Below are 15,732 nucleotides of genomic sequence, written 5' to 3' on the forward strand. Positions count from 1 at the left end.
CTTAGTACTGAAGCTGCTGCAGGATTTCGCGATAGATCGCGTTCAGCGGCAGCGATTTCTCGACCGCGCCCTTCTTCACCGCTTCCTTCGGCATGCCATACACCACGCAAGTGGCTTCATCCTGCGCCACGGTGCGGGCGCCGGCCTTCAGCATCTCCAGCAGGCCGGCGGCGCCATCGTCGCCCATGCCGGTCATGATGACGCCCAGCGCATTGGCACCGGCGGCGCGCGCGGCGGAGCGGAACAGCACATCCACCGACGGCCGGTGCCGGTTCACCAGCGGCCCATCCACCACTTCGACGAAGTACTGCGCGCCGGTGCGGCGCAGCAGCATGTGCTTGCCGCCGGGCGCGATCAGCACCTGTCCTTGCAGCACACGGTCGTTGTTGGCCGCCTCCTTGACGCGCACCTCGCACACGCTGTCCAGCCGCGCCGCGAAGGCGGCGGTGAATTTCTCCGGCATGTGCTGCACCACCACGATGCCTGGCGAGACCCGTGGCAGCGCGGTCAGCACTTCCTCCAGTGCCTGGGTGCCGCCGGTCGAGGTGCCGATCGCCACTACGCGCTCGGTGGTGGCGGTCATCGGCCGCACCGTTTCCGGCGGCAGGATGGCGTCGGCATTCAGCTTGACTGTCACCGGTGGCGGCGCCGGGCGGCTGGCCAGCTTGCCGACATGGGCGCCAGCGGCGGCGCGCACCGCCGAAATCAGCTCGTCCGCGCTATCGTGCAAAAACTGCTTGAGGTCCAGCCGTGGCTTGGTGATGATGGCCACCGCGCCGGCGGTCAGCGCCTCGACCGACGTCTGCGCGCCCTTCTCGGTCAGCGTCGAGCAGATCACCACCGGGGTCGGATGCTCGGTCATCAGCTTGCGCAGGAAGGTGATACCGTCCATCTTCGGCATTTCCACGTCCAGCACCAGCACGTCCGGCCACTGCACCTTCATGCGATCCATCGCCAACAGTGGATTGGCGACGGCGTGAGTGACCTTGATGCCAGGCGCCGCGTTCAGCAGGCCGCTCAGCACCTGCCGCACCACGGCGGAATCGTCGACGATCATGACCTTGATTTCATTCATGCCTCTTCCTTGCTCCATGCCGGTTCCGGCGGTACCTGCCGGCTCAGAACCTCGCCATTACGGATGGTAAATATCAGTTGACGGTGTCCCTCGCCAAACAGGCTTTCGGACACCACGTGTATGCCATGTTCCTGCAGCATGCTGCGCGCGTAGTCGCCGTTCTGCATGCCGATGTCGCGTACCTTGGCGCTGCGCGGGAACATCGCACCGCCGCCGAAGATCTTGCCCTGGCACTGCGCCAGCGGCACGCCGTGCTGCGCCATCCCATCCATCATCAGCTGCATGGCGTCGGCGCCATACATGCCCGGCTTGTCGGCCGGCCGGTCATGCTTGCGGCGGCCGTGGCCCGGCAGCAGAAAATGCGACATGGCGCCAATCCGCAAGGCCGGATGCCACAACGTGATCGATACGCAGGAACCGAGCAGCGTGCGCACCCGGTACTGCCCATCGCCGACGAAATAATCGCCCGGCATCAGGAAGATATCGATCAGCTTCTCACTCATGGCTTGCGATAAATCGACGGCGCGGCGGCGACCAGCGTTTCATTAATCTCGTTCAGCGTCTCCGAGTGACCAATCAGGAAGTAGCCGCCCGGACGCAGTTGCGCCAGCAGGCGCGCCACCACCTGGCGCTTGGTCTCCATATTGAAGTAGATCATGACGTTACGCAGAAAGATCACATCAAAGGTACCAACCCGCGGCAGCGGCGCGTTCAGGTTCAGATGCTGGAACTGCACGCGCTGCCGCAACGTGCGTTCGATCAGCATGGTGCCAGCCTCGCTGCCCTGCCCCTTGAGGCAGAACTTTTTCAGATAATTCTGCGGCATCTGCGCCACCCGCTCCATCGGATAGTGGCCGCTGCGCGCGCGCTGCAGCACGCGGGTGCTGATGTCGGTGCCCAGCACCTCCCAGGCGCCGTCCATGCCCATCACGTCGGCCAGCACCATGCCGATGCTGTACGGTTCCTCGCCGCTGGAACTGGCGGCGCTCCACACCCGCAGGCCGCGCCCCTTGTCGCGCGCCTCGGTGGCGAGGTCGCGCAGCAGCGCAAAGTGTTTGGGTTCGCGGAAGAAGTAGGTTTCATTGGTGGTCAGCAGATCCACCGCCATCTGCAGTTCGGCCGGTTGCGCGCGGCTTTCCAGCAGCCGCAGATAATCGCTGAAGCTATCCAGCTGATAATGCGCCAGCCGCTTGGCCAGACGGCCGCTCACCAATGCCTGCTTGCCATTGGACATGGTGATGCCGGCCGCATCGTAGATAAAGCGCTGGAACTGCATAAACTCGCGCTCGGTGATCATCGCTGCGGCCATGTCGCTCAATCCTCATGCCAGGGCGGCGGTGCCGCGCGCCATTTCAACAATCTCCTCGCTGGACAGCACGCGCTCAATATCGAGCAGGATCACGAAGCGGCCATTGTATTTACCCATGCCAGCGATGAAGTCGGGCCGGATGCGGGTACCGAACGACGGCGCCGGTTCGATATCGTCGGCGGCGATTTCCACCACCGCGTTGACCGCGTCCACCAGCATGCCCAGCACCTGCTTGCTGTCGCCATCCTCGCCCGCCGTTTCGACGATGACGATGCAACTGCGTTTGCCGATGATGCTCTGGGCGCGGCCGAAGCGGGCCGACAAATCCATCACCGGCACCACCGCGCCGCGCAGGTTGATCACGCCGCGCACGCAGTCGGGCATCATCGGCACCGTGGCCAGGCTGCCGTATTCGATGATCTCCTTGATGTGCAGGATGCCGACCGCATACTGCTCCTCGCCCAGCATGAAGGTCAGGAACTGGCTGGGCAGCGCGGCGCCGCTTTGCAGCGCGACGATGGCGTGACTTCCGTACGTGACCACATTGGCGTCTATGCTCATACCTGCTCTCCTAGGCTGCCAGCGCCACCGCGCCGCGGCCGCCGACGGTGTGCATCAATGCCGCTACATCCAGGATCAGCGCCACCTCACCGCTGCCGAGAATGGTGGAACCGCTGATGCATTTGACTTCGCTGAACACCGGGCTGAGTGGCTTGATCACGGTCTGGAACTCGCCCAGCAGCGTATCCACCACCAGCCCGGCGCGGTGGTTGCCGAACTTGAGCACCACGATGCTCTCGCGCCGGGTGGCGGCGCCGCCGATGCGGAACAGCTCGCGCAGCCGCACCAGCGGCAGCACCTGGCCGCGCAGATTGGTGTAATCCTGTCCCGGCTCGGTGGCGTATTCGATGCATTCCTCGATCATGTCGAGCGGGATCACAAACACCGACGCCCCCACCTGCACCAGGAAGCCGTCGATGATGGCCAGCGTCAGTGGCAGACGCACGGTGACGGTGGTGCCTTGTCCCTCCTTGCTGCCGACGTCCACGCTGCCGCGCAGCGCCTGGATATTCCGCTTCACCACGTCCATGCCGACGCCGCGCCCGGACAGGTTGGTGATCTTCTCCGCCGTCGAGAAGCCAGCTTCGAAAATCAGGTTGTAGATTTCACTGTCGGTCAGCTTGCGCTCGGCGTCGATCAACCCGCGCTCGATGGCCTTGGCCAGAATTTTCTCCTTGCGCAAACCACCGCCGTCATCGCTGACTTCAATCACGATGCTGCCCGATTCATGGAAGGCATTCAGCTTGATCATGCCCTTGGCCGGCTTGCCGGCCGCCAGCCGCACCTCGGCCGGTTCGATGCCGTGGTCCATGGCGTTGCGCACCAGGTGCATCAGCGGATCGCCGATTTTCTCCACCACGGTTTTGTCCAGCTCCGAATCCTCGCCATCGACTATCAGGCCGATGTCCTTGCCCAGTTCACGCGCCACGTCGTGCACCACGCGCTGGAAGCGGTTGAAGGTGGCGCCTATCTTCACCATGCGCAGCTCCAGCGCGGCGTCGCGCACGTCCTCCACCAGGCCGGTCAGGGTCGAGGTGCATTCCAGCAGCTCGCTGTTCTGGATATGCTGGCCGATCATATTGGCGCGCGCGCCGGCGATAATCAGCTCGCCCACCAGATCGATCAGCCGATCCAGCTTGTCGGAATCGACCCGGATCGAACGGCTTTCCTGCGCCTTCTGTTCGCTGACCTGCTTCTGCTTGGCCAGCGCCGCCTCCACCACCACCGGCGGCACATTGCCGCCGTCGACCAGGATGCTGCCCAGTTGCTGCGGCGGCGCGTCGTCACGGCGCTGGTCCGGATTCGATTGCTGCTGTAGCGCGCCGTCCAGTTCCTGCTGGGTCACGCTGCCGCAACGGACCAGAATCTCGCCCAGCCGCGCCGCCTGCTCCGGCAAGGCGCGGATCAGATTCACATACTCGGACACCTTGCTGTGCGGCGGGATGATGCGGATTTCGCAGTCCTCCTGCACGAACTCGAACACGCCGGCGATGGCTTCGCGGTCGGCCGTGCTGTCGAAGGCGATTTCAAACCCGAGGTAGCACAACTCCGCATCCATTTCCTCGGCCGGCGGCAGCGCGTCCGGCAGCGTGGCGATGCCGACGATCTTGCCCAATTTGCCCAGGTAGCGCAGGAAGGCGATCGGGTCCATCCCGTTCTGCAGCACGACCCGGCCGAAGCGCAGCGAGATGTGCCAGTAATCGCTGCTCATGCGCTCCAGGTGATCCTTGTCGATGCGCTCCACGCTGGGCGTGTCGGCGTGCACCGCCAGCGCGGCCGGAATCTGCGGCGCGGTGTTGCCATCCATGTGGCGGCGCAGCTGATGCTGCAGCATTTCGCCTTCCGGCGCGGTATCCGGGTCCTGTTCGGTGCGGCCGGCGGCCAGCGCGTCTATCATGCCGGACAGGTAGTCGCAGCAGGACAGCAGCAACACCACCATTTCATCATTCAGCGTGACACTGCCGTCGCGCACCTTGTCCAGCAGGCTTTCCACCACGTGGGTGAAGGCGACGATGTGATCGAGGCTGAACAAGCCCGCCGAGCCCTTGATGGTATGGGCGGCGCGGAAGATGGCGTTGATCGCCTCGTTCTGATCGCCGGCCAGGTCGACGTTGAGCAGCGCGTTCTCCATCTCTTCCAGCAGCTCGCGGCTCTCGGCGATAAATGTCTGTAACGCTTCGTCCAGATTCATGGCTATGCCCTCACGCGTGTATCAGCACGGCGTCGCCAAAGAAGGCGACCAGGTCCAGCATCTCGAAAATCTCCAGCACGGCGGGGCTGTGCTGCAGCAGGCGCAGCTCGCGCTGGTCGGCGGCGGCGGTCTGCTTGGCCAGCATCAGCACCTGCAGACCGGCGGTATCCAGCTCGATCACACCGGACAAATCGATTTCCAGCACGCGCGTCTTGCGCAGCGCCTCCAGCACAATGACTTTCACGTCGGCGGCGCGGTAGATCGTCAGCTCGCCGTCGAGGGAAATGCGACTCACATCATCCGCCATCACAGCCTCCCTCGGATTATGGCAGCACCAGCTTGGCGACGGCGCCCAACAGCACCTCCGGTTTGAACGGCTTGACCACCCACGCCCTGGCGCCGGCCGCCTTGCCCTCTTCCTTTTTGCTTTCCTGCGACTCGGTGGTCAGCATGATCACCGGCGTGAATTTGTACAGCGGCAGCTGCTTGAACTGTTTGACGAAGGTGATGCCGTCCATATTCGGCATATTCACATCGCACACCACCAGATGAATTTTCTGCCCGGTGCATTTGGACAGCGCATCGACGCCATCCCGTCCCTCGATCACATCGTAACCCGCGCCCTTCAGCGCTATCCCCACTACCTGACGCAAAGAGGCCGAATCATCGACCACCATGATGGTTTTTGCCATGTCTCATCCACCTTCAGAAAAAAGTGATTTCGTCGGCTGCGGCGGCGCTGGGCGCCGCGTGGCGCACGCCGCTGTGTACCGCGTGTTCCTCCGCCATTGCATAGGTCTTTTGCAGCTCGCCCAGCAGACGGTCTGGGTCGGGCGCCTGCAGCACGCCGCTGTCGGCGTACTCCTGCTGATTCTCCTGCAGCAGCTGCGGCAGGTGCTCCATGTTTTCGCGCACGTGCGCCATCACCTGGCTGACGCGGTCCTGGAACTGCAGCTGCACGAGCGCCTCGCCCACCTCGCCCTGAATGCCGCGGCTTTCCTGCTTCAGCAGCTCGGACGATTGCACCAGCGCGTCGGTCATCTGGCGGAATTCGGCCAGCACCGCGCCGATCATGCCCTCGGCCGACTGCATCGATTTGTCTTCCGCCTCGCTCGACTGCTCGGCGGCCTGGCTGGCGGCCAGAATGGCGCTGCTGATCAGCCCCACGCGGTTGGTGATTTCCTTGCCGGTTTCGGCCGAGCGCATCGACAGTTGCCGCACCTCCTGTGCCACCACCGCGAAGCCGCGCCCCTGCTCGCCGGCGCGCGCCGCCTCCACCGCCGCGTTCAGCGCCAGCAGATTGGTTTGCGCGGCGATGCTGGCCACGCCTTCGGCCATGCCGCGCAGCTCGCGCGTGAAGCGTTCCAGATCCTTGATTTGCGCCAGCATCGCCTGCTTCGAACTCATCGCCGACTTCATCGACTTCACCACCGAGCCCAATTGCTGTTCGCTGTGGCTGAACACCTCGGTCATCGAGCGGCCGTTCTGCTGGTCGCCGGCGGAGACGTGCACCGCGTTGTCCAGCTTGTCGACGATGTTGGAGAAGCGCGTCGCCAGATCGGACACCGCTTCCTCCATCTGCGTGCGTGAATTTTCGATATGCCGGCACCACACCGGCAGCACCGCGTCGCCAAAGCGCTGTCGGCCCTCCAGGTAGTCGGCGATCATGCTGTCGTTGCCGGCGCCGGGGCTGCCGAAACCGCTGTCGCGGCTCAGCCAGAAGGCCGCGCCCAGCAGCAGCGCCGCCCAGATCAGCGTGTACCAACCCCAGGCGCTCCAGCCCGCGACGATGGTGCCCAACGCGCCAGCGGCAGCCAAGCCGAATGGCACTAGTAATTTGCTACCTACCCCGGTCTGAGTCTTCACTGGACGCCACCCCACTGTAGTAGCCGAGCGCCGCTGAGGGCAGCGCCTTCGGTAGTCCCACTGTAGCGCAGAATCAGCCGCACGCGCCACCGCCGACACGCGATTGCCAATGCTGTTGCACCAAAACAACCGCGCCTGTGCGCGATGCGTGCTTCAGCCTTGCGCCAGCAGCGTCCGGGGCGTAGCGCGCAAGACCGGCCGCTGCGGCGCAGCATGATCCAGCTTGAAAATGCTGACCGCGTCGGCCAGCCGCGCCGCCTGTTCCTGCATGGCGCCGGCCGCCGCCGCAGCCTGCTCCACCAGTGCCGCGTTCTGCTGTGTCACATGGTCCATCTGCGTGATGGCCTGGTTGATCTGTTCGATGCCATGGGTCTGCTCGGCGCTGGCGTTGCTGATCTCCCCCATGATGGCGGTGACGCGGGCGATGCTGTCCACCACCTCTTCCATGGTACTGCCGGCCTGGCCCACCAGCCGCGTGCCGGCTTCCACCTTGCCGACCGAATCGTCGATCAAGCCCTTGATCTCCCTGGCGGCGCTGGCCGAGCGCTGCGCCAGGTTACGCACCTCGGACGCCACCACCGCGAAGCCGCGCCCCTGCTCGCCGGCGCGCGCCGCTTCCACCGCCGCGTTCAGCGCCAGGATATTGGTCTGGAACGCGATGCCGTCGATGACGCCGATGATGTCGACGATCTTCTTCGACGAGGCCTCGATCGAGGCCATGGTGTGCACCACGTCCGACACCACGGCGCCGCCGCGCTGCGCCACCTCGGCGGCGCTGGCCGCCAGCTGGTTGGCCTGGCGCGCGTTGTCGGCGTTTTGCTTGACGGTGCTGGTCAGTTCTTCCATCGACGATGCGGTTTCCTCCAGCGAGCTGGCCTGTTCCTCGGTGCGCGACGACAGGTCCAGATTACCGGCGGCGATTTCGGTGGAGGCGGTGCTGATGGTGTCCGTGCCCTGGCGCACTTCGCCCACGATGCGCACCAGGCTGTGCGACATGCGGTTGAGCGCCTGCAGCAGCTTGCCCGGCTCATCCTGGCTGTATGCGCTGCGGCTGCCGTGGTCGACCAGATCGCCTTCGGCCACACTCTCGGCCAGCGCCACCGCCTCGTTGATCGGACGGGTGATGCCGGCGGTCAGCCACCAGGCGAAGGCCGAGCCGAAGCCGACCACCAGCACCGCCAGCACGATCAGCAGGTTGCGGCTGTCGCGCGCGACCTCGTCGATGCGGGCGGCGGCGGCGTCGATCTCCTTGCGCTGATGGGTCAGGATGCGCTGCAACATCTCTTCGTACACCTTGCAGGCCGGCAGATAGACTTGCTCCAGCAGCCGGGTGGCCTCGGCGGCGTCGCCGGCCGCCTTGGCCTTCATCAAGCCGTCGCGCGACTCCAGATAGACCTTGCGGGTGGCGTTCAGCTCGCTCATCAGCTTCTTGTCGTCGTCGCTGGCCAGCTCCTCGATTTTCTTGATCAAGCCCTGCGAGAAGACGGTGGCGCTCTTGGCCTCTTCGGCAAAGAAGGTGGCCAGCGACGGATCGGCGCTCTTGGCGATGGCGGTGGTGCGGCGGATGCCGGCGAACACATTGCGATACCAGTCGGAGATCAGGCGCTCCTTGGCCAGCGGCTGCTCCATCATGGCCCGGGTAGACGCGGCCACGCCCTGCAGGCGGTAAATGCCGAGACCGGTGTTGAGTATCAGGATGGCGAAAATGACGGCAAAGCCAAACGACATGCGCCTGCCGATGCTGAGATCAGAGAGTTTCATGGCCGGTCTCCGTATTTGAATTGTTTTTCAATAGTAACGCCAAACCCGCCGCCGGCAACAACTATTCAACTAGTTGAAACTTGAAATATATTTTAATTTCCATTCTAATCTGCAACAAATATTCCGACATTTCGTGTGAAAAGGTTTACACTCCCGGATTGGTTTTGTACGGCCGTTTACATAACGGAATTTTAAACATCATCGTTCCAGTGGCTATCCCCGCCCCCGATAACCCAAACTCATGAGCAACGCATTCCTAGAGCACCGCGTCAAATATCGCGAAGTCGTTTCCCGCCGCTACGGCGTTTCCCCCGAGTTGTACGATGAGGCCTCTCGCCTGCTCGCACCGCTGGCGGTGCCGTTCAGCATGCGCAAGGGCGAGTACCTGCAACGCATCGGCACCCCGGCCCAATATGTGTACTGGCTGAACAGCGGCGTCGCCCGCACCGGCTTCATCACCGAGACCGGCAATGAAGTCACGCTGCACTTCCAGACCGATGGCGAACCGGTGGCCGCGCACGACGATCTGTTGCGTTCGCGCGAATCGGCGCCGGCGCGCAACTTCGTGCTGGCTGAGACCGCCATCCACGGCTTTCGTCTGGAGTGGGCCGAAATCAACGCCCTGTACCAGCGCAACAGCCAGCTGCGCGACTACTACCTGGGCGCCACCGAGTACAGCATCATCGAGCAGAGCCGCCGGCTGTACCTGAACGCCTCGCCGGCGCAGGGCCGCCTGAACGCCTTCCGCCGCGAGTATCCGGGGCTGGAGCAGCGCATCTCGCAGAAGGTGGTGGCATCGTTCCTCGGCATCACGCCGCAATACATGTCGCAGCTGCTGCGGCAGGACGGCAGCAAGCCATAAAAAAAGGCGCCTTGAAAGGCGCCTTTTTGTTTGCGGCCGCGTGGATTACGGCTTCACACTCTTGATCTTGTTGTTTTCGTCGACGAACACCAGTTTCGGCTGGTGCGTGGCGACCGCTTCCTCGCTCATCGGACCGTAGGTGCAGATGATCAGCAGGTCGCCCAGCTGCGCCTTGCGGGCGGCGGCGCCGTTCAGCGAAATCTCGCCGCTGCCGCGTTTGCCGGCGATAGCGTAGGTGGCGAAGCGCTCGCCGTTGTTCACGTTATACAGCTCGATATATTCGTTGACCTTGATATCCGCAGCTTCCAGCAGGTCCACGTCGATACCGCAGGAACCTTCGTAGTTCAGGTCGGCCTGCGTCACCGTCACACGGTGCAGTTTGGAGCGCAGCATCATACGTTGCATCGACATCTTCTTCCCTCGATAGTAATCATTCAAACTTGGCATCCTGTCCAGGCAACGGCAGCGATGCGCGGGCGGCATTGTACCATTTGCCGTTGCGCACTGCCGCATTCCCACCGCCAACGGCCGCTTTGTGGCATATTGCTTACCTGGAGTCATCTTCACCTATTTTCATGAAACTTTCGCGCCAGTTGACCCTGTCCACCGCCGCACTCGGGCTGATGGTGTGCGGCATGCTGGGCCACATCACGCGCGACGCCTGGCGCCGCTATGACGACACCGGCGCCGGCCTGCAAGCGCTGCGGCTGACACAAAGCGCGATGGTGGCGGCGGAAAAACTGTCGGCCGAGCGCGGCCCGGTCAACGCCGTGCTGGGCGAGCAGAGCGGCGGCGATCCGGCGCGGCGCGAACGGCTGCGCCAGGCGCGCGCCGCCACCGACCTGGCGCTGCTGCAGCTGGAACGCGAACTGCGGGCCGACGTTGGCCGCCAGTTGCAGGGTTACGACGCGCCGCATCCGGTCGCGATCGAGCCGCTGTATGCGGCGCTGGGGGCGGCGCGCGGCGAAGTCGACCGGCTGGCGGCGCAGACGCCGGCGACGCGGCCGCCGGCGCAGCTGCAAGGCGCGATCGCGCGCATGTTCGCGCTGGTACCGCTGGCGCTGGACGCGGTGACCAATTACACGCTGCTGTCCGAACAAGCCTATCCGCGCATCTCACGCACCCTGATCAAGGCGCGCTATGCGGTCGAACTGCGCGAATATGCCGGGCGGCTGGGCTCCATCCTGACCGTACCGCTGATCACCGGTCAGCCGCTGACGCTGGCCGAGCACGAGCAAATGAACGTGCTGCGTGGCCGGTTGCAATTGCTGCGCCAGCAGATCCAGATGCCGTTCCGCGTCGATGGCAACCCGCCGGCGCTGACGGCGGCGATCGCGCGCATGGACCGCGTCTACTTCGACGGCGGCCAGCAGCTGGTGACAGAGATCGAACAAGCCAGCCGCGCCGGCCACGCCTACGCCACCGAGCCGGGCCAGTTCGCCCAGCGCTACGTGCCGACCATGGCGCCGATCGTCGCCGTGCGCGACGAACTGCTGCGCGCCGCGCAGGCCCAGGCCGAACGCGATCGCGATCACGCGCTGCGCGAATTGTGGATCGCGGCGCTGTCCGGCGTGGCCATACTGCTGGCGCTGACCCTGCTGCTGCTGATCGTACGGCGGCGCGTGATCGTACCGCTGCTGCGCGCCACCCGCGCCGTGATCCGGTTGGGGAATGGCGACTACTCGCGCGATCCGGGCGGCGCGCAACGGGCCGACGAAATCGGCGACATGCTGCGCGCGCTGTCGACGCTGCGCACCAACAGCATCGAACGCCAGCAACTGGAGCTGGAGCGCAAACGGCTGATCGAAGAATTGCGCAAGCGCGCCGACACCGACTACCTGACCGGCATCCTGAACCGGCGCGCGTTCGCCAAAGCCGGCAACCGTCGCCTGCACCACGCGCGCGAACGCAACGAACTGCTGGCGGTGCTGCTGTTCGACATCGACCACTTCAAATCGGTCAACGACAACCATGGCCACGAAGCGGGCGACCAGGTACTGATACAGGTGTCTGAATTGGTCCGCAACGAACTGCGCGACGGCGAAATCCTGGCGCGCCATGGCGGAGAAGAGTTTGTCGTCATGCCATCCAACTGCACGCGCGAGCAAGCGGGCCTGCTGGCCGAGCGGCTGCGCAGCGCCATTGCGCGCGAGCCGCTGACCATCAGCGGAGGCCAGGTATTACGCGTCACCGCCAGCTTCGGCGTCGCCAGCGCCAGCGGCCCGCAAGCCGCGCTGGACGACCTGCTGCACCAAGCCGACCTCGCGCTCTACCGCGCCAAACGCAACGGCCGCAACCGCGTCGAATAACTCCGGGGTCAGGTCCATCATTTCTACACGAGCCCAGCTGTAGCCGTACGGCTACAGCTGGGCTCGTGTAGAAATGATGGACCTGACCCCGGATTGGGGCTTACTTTTTCACTGGGGTGAAGGTGAGGTCGCGGAAGTCGTAGCTGAAGTCGGTTTCGGTGGAGATCGGCGCCATTTTCATGCGTTCGATGCTGCCGTCCGGATTCAGCGCGAAGGTGACGTAGGCGTCGGCGTTGAAGTTGCGCTCCTTCCAGCGCACGATGAAGGTGTCGTGCTGGAAGTGCTCCAGTTCCCCGCTCAAGTCCGGCGTGCGCTCGAAACGCATGATATGCTTGCCGCCCTCTTCGCGGATGCTGGCCTTGCCGTACCAGATATCCTCATACTCGCCATCGTAGGACGCCAGCGGCAGCGATGGTTGCGAGGCCGCCGCGCGCGATGTGTGCTCCTTGCCCTGGCGCTCCAGCTCTTCCTTGTGCGACGCCGCTTCCTGCTCGGCATACAGCTTGATCCAGTCGCTCGGCGCCACTTTCAGGTACTGGTCCAGAATGCGGTAGTACAGCGAGGCCATGGCCGGGCTGTTCTCGGCATTGGTCAGGATCGCGATGCCCAGCTTCTCTTCGGGCACCATCAACACGGTCGAATAAAAGCCCTGCAGCGCGCCGCCGTGCATGGCGATCTTGCGGCCCTTGTAGTCGCGCAGCTGGAAGCCCAGGCCATAGGCGTAGAAGTTAGGCTTGGTGGCGGCCAGCGCCGGCTTGGGGTCGCGGATGCGCATCGGCGTCTGCTCGGTCCACAACTCGGCCGCCTGCTTGGCGCTGAACAGCTGTTTGCCGTTCTCCATCTTGCCCTGGTCGAGCAGTACGTTCATCCAGCGCGCGATGTCTTCGGCGTTGGTGTTGATGCCGACCGCGCCCACCGCGTTCGGCACCGGCATCGGTTTCACCACTGAGATCTTGTCACCGATCTTGCTGTGCGGCGCCGAGTAGTCGCTGGTGGCCAGCATCTCGGCCACGCTGGTTTTGGTGCCGCTCATGCCCAGCGGCGTCAGGATGCGTTCCTGGACCGCCTCGCCCCACGGCTTGCCAGTCTTCTCGGCGATGATCTTGCCGGCCACGATGTACAGCAGATTGTCATACGCGTAGCTGGCGCGGAAGCTGGTGGCCGGCTTGATGTAACGGAGCTTCTCGATGATTTCGTCGGTGCTGAACTGGGTGCTCGGCCACCACAGCAAATCGCCGGCGCCCAGGCCCAGGCCACTGCGGTGCGTCAGCAGATCGCGCACCGTCATCTGGCCGGTGACATACGAGTCATACATCTGGAAGCCTGGCAGATGTTTGGTGACCGGGTCGTCCCACGCCAGCTTGCCCTCGTCGACCAACTGCGCCAGCGTGGCGGCGGTGAAGGCTTTGGAGTTGGAGGCGACTTCGAACAGCGTCTTGCCGTCCACCGGCGTGGCTTCGCCCAGCTTGCGCACGCCGTAGCCTTTGGCCACCACCACTTTGCCATCCTTGACGATGGCGATGGCCATGCCTGGCACGTCGAAGGTTTTCAATGCGCGGTTGACGTCCGCGTCGAGATTAAATGCGGGAACAGCGGCCACCGCCGGCGCGGCCATGACTGGCGTGCCGGCGAGCGTGCCCCAAACCGCCAGCGTCAATGCGCCGGCCGCGAAGGTACGGGAGAATTTCATTATTTTTTAAATGCCTGGTCAACAGCGATCTGGGTTACCGGGTGATAGTGCGAACGCGCCTTGGCGTACACGCCCTTGGCCCAGTCCTTCTCGTTGGGGTTCTTCAGCAGCGCGCTATACAGCGGTACCACGAACTTCTTGCGGCCCACGCTCATCAGGAATTTGTTGAGCGGTTCGCGCACGTTGTAGCCCGCCTGCACCGAAGCCAGGAAGAAGCGGTAGGCGATTTCGTTGTTGCCGCTTTTACCCAGCGCGAAGCTCGAATCCAGCTCCTGCATCTGCTGCGCATTGGCCTTGCCGGCGATATCGTTCAGGAAGTGCATCCACTCCAGCGCGATCCAGTTTTTGCCGTTCAGGTCCGCCGTCGGCAGTTCGCCTTTCAGCCAGGCGTTGCGCTGTTCGTCCAGCGCGGCCAGGCGCGGCGACGCCACGTGCTTGGCGCTGGCCGGAATGCCTGGACCGTACAGCCACTCGTCCAACTCCGCCTGCGACATCACTTCCGGATGCGCGGCCAGCAGGTTCTGCTTCAGGTAGGCGACGAATTCGTCGGTGGTGGCGGACTTGAACGCGTGCTGATCGAACCAGCCGCGCAGGAAGGGATCGAACACTTCGCGGCCGGCGCGCTGTTCCAGTGTGCGCAACAGCCAGGCGCCTTTCGGATAGACCAGGCCATCGTCGGTGTAGCTGTTGGCATTGCTGTCCGGGTCGCGCGTGAGCAGCGCCTGTTTGGCGGCCGGGATGCTGGCCAGCGATGCCATGGCTTCTTCCTGCTCCACTTGCAGGTTGATGTCCGCGACTTCTTCGCCATACAGTTTTTCGACTACGCGGGTAGTGACGTAGGTGGTGAAGCCTTCGTTCAGCCAGAAGTGCTTCCACGAGGCGTTGGTCACCAGATTGCCGGACCACGAGTGCGCCAGTTCATGGGCGATCAGGTCGACCAGGCTGCGGTCGCCGGCGATCATGGTCGGCGTGACGAAGGTCAGGCGCGGATTTTCCATGCCGCCGATCGGGAACGATGGCGGCAGCACGATCATGTCATATCGCTCCCAGCGATATGGGCCGTACAGGCTTTCGGCGGCGGCGATCATCTTTTCGGTGTCGGCCATTTCGTAGGCTGCGGCATCGATGCGCTGTGGCTCGGCATACACCGCCGAACGCGGGCCGACGTTGCGCACATCCAGTTCACCAATCGCGATCGCCAGCAGGTAGGAAGGAATCGGATTCGTCATCTTGAACTTCCAGCCACCGGCGCCGGTGGACTGCTGGTCGTTCTCGGCGCTCATCACCACGCGCATGCCGGCCGGTGCGTCGACCCGAGCGCTGTAGGTGAAGCGCACTTCCGGCGTGTCCTGCACCGGCGCCCACGAACGGGCGTTGATTTTCTCGGACTGACTGAACATGAACGGACGCTTGCCGGACATGGTCTGCTCGGGATTCATCCACTGCAGCGCGGCGGCCGATGGCGCGGTGCGGTAATAGACACGCACCTTCTGCGGCTGGAACGGCAGGGCGATGCGCAGCGCGCGGCCCTTTTCCACATCCAGCTTGTCCAGCATGAAGGAGGCGGCGGTCCAGCGGCCAGCGGCGTTCAACACCTGCACTTTGGCGATGTTGAGTTCATTGGTGTCCAGCACCAGCGTGCGGGCGTTCTTGTCGATCCAGTTCAGCGACAGTTCGGCGTAGCCGGACAGGATTTTGTGATTGAAATCGGCCTTCAGATCCAGGTACAGATCGGTGGTGCGGACCTGGTCGTAGCGGGCGTAGCTCAGCGGATCGGCGTGGGCGGCCAGCGACATGCATGCGGATAGCACGAAGGCGGTAAGTGTCTTCTTGATCATATGGTGATACTTTCAATGTTATGTGCAGCGCGAAGCAGAATACCATAGGGATGTTTCTGGGATGTGTTCATGGGATGTGATAAGATGGCGCCCGTAATTGGGGAGTAGTCGGCTTGCGCCTCCCCGGCGCAAGAACCTGTGTCAACATAATCGGTCCACAGACCGTGGCGCAGGTGGCCAGCAGTACAGGCTTGACGAGACCATGACCACAGCGCGGCCATGTTGGGCCGGAGCCGCGCTTGGGTCATAGGTTTTTCGTTATCCGGCCCA

Annotated in this window: 14 protein-coding genes and 1 riboswitch; of the genes, 2 read left to right on the forward strand and 12 right to left on the reverse strand. The window is 63.8% G+C overall.

Annotated features, from left to right (window positions below):
• Nucleotide 1: 1 nt before the first annotated feature.
• The 9 genes from GJ699_RS13025 to GJ699_RS13065 all read right to left on the reverse strand — a co-directional run bounded on the left by GJ699_RS13025 (nt 2) and on the right by GJ699_RS13065 (nt 8,763).
• Complete coding sequence (locus GJ699_RS13025) at nt 2-1,075, reverse strand: protein-glutamate methylesterase/protein-glutamine glutaminase (RefSeq protein WP_154376824.1); 1,074 nt, start codon at nt 1,073-1,075, stop codon at nt 2-4.
• Nucleotides 1,072-1,578 (reverse strand): chemotaxis protein CheD, encoded by a 507-nt coding sequence (locus tag GJ699_RS13030; protein ID WP_154376825.1) that lies wholly within the window; start codon nt 1,576-1,578, stop codon nt 1,072-1,074. Before GJ699_RS13030 ends, GJ699_RS13025 begins: the two co-directional genes overlap by 4 nt.
• Nucleotides 1,575-2,384 (reverse strand): CheR family methyltransferase, encoded by an 810-nt coding sequence (locus GJ699_RS13035; protein ID WP_154376826.1) that lies wholly within the window; start codon nt 2,382-2,384, stop codon nt 1,575-1,577. Before GJ699_RS13035 ends, GJ699_RS13030 begins: the two co-directional genes overlap by 4 nt.
• A gap of 12 nt (nt 2,385-2,396) precedes the next feature.
• Nucleotides 2,397-2,945: a chemotaxis protein CheW gene (locus tag GJ699_RS13040; RefSeq protein ID WP_154376827.1), complete on the reverse strand. Its 549-nt coding sequence runs from the start codon at nt 2,943-2,945 to the stop codon at nt 2,397-2,399.
• A 10-nt stretch (nt 2,946-2,955) separates the two neighbouring features.
• A complete protein-coding gene (locus tag GJ699_RS13045; RefSeq protein WP_154376828.1) occupies nt 2,956-5,136 on the reverse strand; it encodes a chemotaxis protein CheA in 2,181 nt (726 codons plus the stop codon).
• Between the two features lie 10 nt (nt 5,137-5,146).
• Nucleotides 5,147-5,431: an STAS domain-containing protein gene (locus GJ699_RS13050; protein ID WP_371867552.1), complete on the reverse strand. Its 285-nt coding sequence runs from the start codon at nt 5,429-5,431 to the stop codon at nt 5,147-5,149.
• A 28-nt stretch (nt 5,432-5,459) separates the two neighbouring features.
• Nucleotides 5,460-5,828: a response regulator gene (locus GJ699_RS13055; protein WP_154376830.1), complete on the reverse strand. Its 369-nt coding sequence runs from the start codon at nt 5,826-5,828 to the stop codon at nt 5,460-5,462.
• Between the two features lie 13 nt (nt 5,829-5,841).
• Nucleotides 5,842-6,966: a methyl-accepting chemotaxis protein gene (locus tag GJ699_RS13060; RefSeq protein WP_371867553.1), complete on the reverse strand. Its 1,125-nt coding sequence runs from the start codon at nt 6,964-6,966 to the stop codon at nt 5,842-5,844.
• Nucleotides 6,967-7,155: 189 nt separating this feature from the next.
• On the reverse strand, nt 7,156-8,763 hold the full coding sequence (locus GJ699_RS13065; protein ID WP_154376833.1) for a methyl-accepting chemotaxis protein: 1,608 nt from the start codon (nt 8,761-8,763) through the stop codon (nt 7,156-7,158).
• A 241-nt stretch (nt 8,764-9,004) separates the two neighbouring features.
• Here GJ699_RS13065 and GJ699_RS13070 point away from each other — a divergent pair, with 241 nt between their 5' ends.
• A complete protein-coding gene (locus GJ699_RS13070; protein ID WP_229262092.1) occupies nt 9,005-9,625 on the forward strand; it encodes a Crp/Fnr family transcriptional regulator in 621 nt (206 codons plus the stop codon).
• A gap of 45 nt (nt 9,626-9,670) precedes the next feature.
• On the opposite strand, the gene panD is transcribed toward GJ699_RS13070, so the two are convergent.
• A complete protein-coding gene (gene panD, locus GJ699_RS13075) occupies nt 9,671-10,030 on the reverse strand; it encodes an aspartate 1-decarboxylase (protein WP_154376835.1) in 360 nt (119 codons plus the stop codon).
• Between the two features lie 170 nt (nt 10,031-10,200).
• Here panD and GJ699_RS13080 point away from each other — a divergent pair, with 170 nt between their 5' ends.
• Nucleotides 10,201-11,934, forward strand: a complete 1,734-nt coding sequence (locus tag GJ699_RS13080; protein WP_154376837.1) for a GGDEF domain-containing protein — start codon at nt 10,201-10,203, stop codon at nt 11,932-11,934.
• A gap of 100 nt (nt 11,935-12,034) precedes the next feature.
• Here the strand turns inward: GJ699_RS13080 and GJ699_RS13085 are convergent, their stop codons facing one another.
• Nucleotides 12,035-13,624, reverse strand: a complete 1,590-nt coding sequence (locus GJ699_RS13085; RefSeq protein WP_154376839.1) for a serine hydrolase — start codon at nt 13,622-13,624, stop codon at nt 12,035-12,037.
• Nucleotides 13,624-15,462: a M1 family metallopeptidase gene (locus GJ699_RS13090; protein WP_154376841.1), complete on the reverse strand. Its 1,839-nt coding sequence runs from the start codon at nt 15,460-15,462 to the stop codon at nt 13,624-13,626. The genes GJ699_RS13085 and GJ699_RS13090 overlap by 1 nt, the downstream gene beginning before the upstream one ends.
• An 87-nt stretch (nt 15,463-15,549) precedes the next feature.
• Nucleotides 15,550-15,729: riboswitch (yybP-ykoY riboswitch) on the forward strand.
• Nucleotides 15,730-15,732 lie beyond the last annotated feature (3 nt).

Source organism: Duganella guangzhouensis (assembly GCF_009674535.1).
GTDB lineage: Bacteria > Pseudomonadota > Gammaproteobacteria > Burkholderiales > Burkholderiaceae_D > Rugamonas > Rugamonas guangzhouensis.

Bases quoted from the DNA above. Each gene is read 5' to 3' on its own strand.
- GJ699_RS13025 (WP_154376824.1), bottom strand. From the start codon at position 1,075: ATGAATGAAATCAAGGTCATGATCGTCGACGATTCCGCCGTGGTGCGG.
- GJ699_RS13030 (WP_154376825.1), bottom strand. From the start codon at position 1,578: ATGAGTGAGAAGCTGATCGATATCTTCCTGATGCCGGGCGATTATTTC.
- GJ699_RS13035 (WP_154376826.1), bottom strand. From the start codon at position 2,384: ATGGCCGCAGCGATGATCACCGAGCGCGAGTTTATGCAGTTCCAGCGC.
- GJ699_RS13040 (WP_154376827.1), bottom strand. From the start codon at position 2,945: ATGAGCATAGACGCCAATGTGGTCACGTACGGAAGTCACGCCATCGTC.
- GJ699_RS13045 (WP_154376828.1), bottom strand. From the start codon at position 5,136: ATGAATCTGGACGAAGCGTTACAGACATTTATCGCCGAGAGCCGCGAG.
- GJ699_RS13055 (WP_154376830.1), bottom strand. From the start codon at position 5,828: ATGGCAAAAACCATCATGGTGGTCGATGATTCGGCCTCTTTGCGTCAG.
- GJ699_RS13065 (WP_154376833.1), bottom strand. From the start codon at position 8,763: ATGAAACTCTCTGATCTCAGCATCGGCAGGCGCATGTCGTTTGGCTTT.
- GJ699_RS13070 (WP_229262092.1), top strand. From the start codon at position 9,005: ATGAGCAACGCATTCCTAGAGCACCGCGTCAAATATCGCGAAGTCGTT.
- panD (WP_154376835.1), bottom strand. From the start codon at position 10,030: ATGCAACGTATGATGCTGCGCTCCAAACTGCACCGTGTGACGGTGACG.
- GJ699_RS13080 (WP_154376837.1), top strand. From the start codon at position 10,201: ATGAAACTTTCGCGCCAGTTGACCCTGTCCACCGCCGCACTCGGGCTG.
- GJ699_RS13085 (WP_154376839.1), bottom strand. From the start codon at position 13,624: ATGAAATTCTCCCGTACCTTCGCGGCCGGCGCATTGACGCTGGCGGTT.
- GJ699_RS13090 (WP_154376841.1), bottom strand. From the start codon at position 15,462: ATGATCAAGAAGACACTTACCGCCTTCGTGCTATCCGCATGCATGTCG.